The sequence below is a fragment of the Rhodococcus sp. ENV425 genome (assembly GCF_002887785.1).
GTDB lineage: Bacteria > Actinomycetota > Actinomycetes > Mycobacteriales > Mycobacteriaceae > Rhodococcus > Rhodococcus aetherivorans.
Genome location: NZ_PCZU01000147.1, coordinates 38,077 through 40,044, shown reverse-complemented (window position 1 = coordinate 40,044; position 1,968 = coordinate 38,077). Strand labels below are relative to the sequence as shown.

Genomic DNA, 1,968 nt, shown 5'->3' with positions numbered 1-1,968 from the left:
CCGATCGTCTCGCGGACGGGTGCGCCTGCGTCGTCGGCGTCGTGGTGCGCGTCGCGCCGGCGGTGGCGTCGGAGCTCGCCGCGGCCCCCGGCGTCCGCGCCGTCGAACTGCTGCCCGCGGACGCGGTCGCCGGCGCGTTCTCGGTGAACCCGCTGCTGCCCGAGCACGTCGACGTCGTCGCTCCGGGACCGGACGACGGCGAGCCCTGAGATCCGGTCGCGCAGGATCGGCGGGACAGACGCCTCGCCGGTGGGTACGGTGGCGCGGTGGCACGGGTTCTGGGGTATCTCCTGGTTGCGCTGCTCGCTGCGACCGGTCTGCTGTGGCCGCTGCTCGCCGGACTCGACACCGGCGACGCATCCGCCGCGTCGGATCCGGCGCGGATCACGAACTACACCGCCGACTACACCGTCGAGGCCGACGGCGGGCTCACCGCCACCGAAACCGTCACGGTCGCCTTCCCGGCCGGCCGGCACGGCATCTTCCGGTACTGGGACGTCACCACGGGCGCCGATCCGCACGTGCGCCACATCCCCGAGATCGTCTCCGTCGAACGCGACGGCGCGCCCGAGCCGTTCGAGACGAGCCGGCAACAGGGACACCGATTCGTCGTCGCGAAGATCGGGGACCCCGACGTGTACCTGGAGCCGGGCACCCACACCTATCGCATCGAGTACACCACCGAGGGGGTCCTCGACCCACCGGGCGGCGCCGCCGCGACGTTCGACACGGCCGCGGGGACGGCCGCCCCGGTCGGCTCGGTGTTCCACTGGAGCGTGGTTCCCGGCGGGTGGGAGATGGCCATCGACCGGGCCGACATCACGGTGCGGCTGCCCGCGGCGTCCGGCCTGGTCGAATGTGCGGTGTCGGGGGCGGCCTGCATCCTCGGCGGGGCCGGCACCGACACCGTCTCCGTCGGGGTGACCGGGCTCGAACCCCGGACGGCGGTGAACGTGCGCATCGGGCTCGGGCTCGACGCCCCGGCCCGGGCCACGGTGCCCTGGCCGGTCGCCTGGGATCCCATCCTCGGGCGGTCGGCGCCGGTCGTGGCGGTGGTCGCGATGCTGAGCCTGCTCGGATTCGCCGTCGCGGCCCGGTGGGCGTGGACAGCCCGCGAACCCGAGCCGGGCCTGCCGGTGCTGTACTCGCCGCCCGACGGCTTCGGACCGGTGCAGACCGTCTACCTCGCCTCCGAGCGGCCCGGGCCCGCGCCGCTCGCGGCGACGCTGCTGTACGCCGCAGAGGAGGAACTGGTCGAGCTGCGCCCCGCCGGCGGCGGGAAGAAGTCCGACGTGTGGGAGGTCCGCGGCGTCGCGTCCGCGGACAGGTGGGCGGCGACGGACCCGGTGACCCGGGCGGTCGGCGACGCACTGCAGATCTCGTACCCCGGCGCGGTGCTGCGGGCCGACGGCTCGAAGTCGGCGGGGGAACGGTTGTCGAAGGCGACGACGGAGCTGGCGTCGCAGTGCCGGATCTGGGCCCGCACCGAGGGACTGGTGGCCCCGTCGGCCCGCGAGCGTCTCGGCAAGGCGGCGGTGGTGCTGGCGCTGGTCCTCGCGGTGGTCGGGTTCGCGGTGCCGGTGTGGCCGAGCATGTGGGGCGTGCCGGCGGCGGCGTTCGTGTTCGGCGGATGGGAGCTGTTGCGGCCGGAGGCGGGGACGCGGCGCACCGCGAAGGGCCGCGAGATGTGGTCGCGTGCCGGTGGGTTCCGGCGCATGCTCGTGACCCCGTCGAGCGAGGACCGCTACCGGTTCTCGGCGGAACGCGACCTCTACACCCGCTACATTCCGCACGCGGTCGCGTTCGGCGTGGCCGACCGGTGGGCGGAGAAGTACCGCACGGTCACCGGGTCCGAGCCGCCGGCGCCGGCGTGGTACCCGTATCCGGTCGGAGTGCACGGATTCGCCTCGGGGACCGGGGGATTCGACAGCTTCGAGTCGGCCCTGTCGTCGTCGATCGGCGCGTACA

General features: G+C 74.4%; 1 protein-coding gene and 1 pseudogene. Both read left to right on the top strand.

Annotated features, from left to right (window positions below; translation table 11 throughout):
* Positions 1-209: pseudogene (locus CQZ88_RS11625) on the top strand (hypothetical protein); the annotation flags it as partial.
* Between the two features lie 57 nt (positions 210-266).
* The coding region (locus CQZ88_RS11620; protein ID WP_102799771.1) for a DUF2207 domain-containing protein at positions 267-1,968 on the top strand (1,702 nt) is incomplete at its 3' end.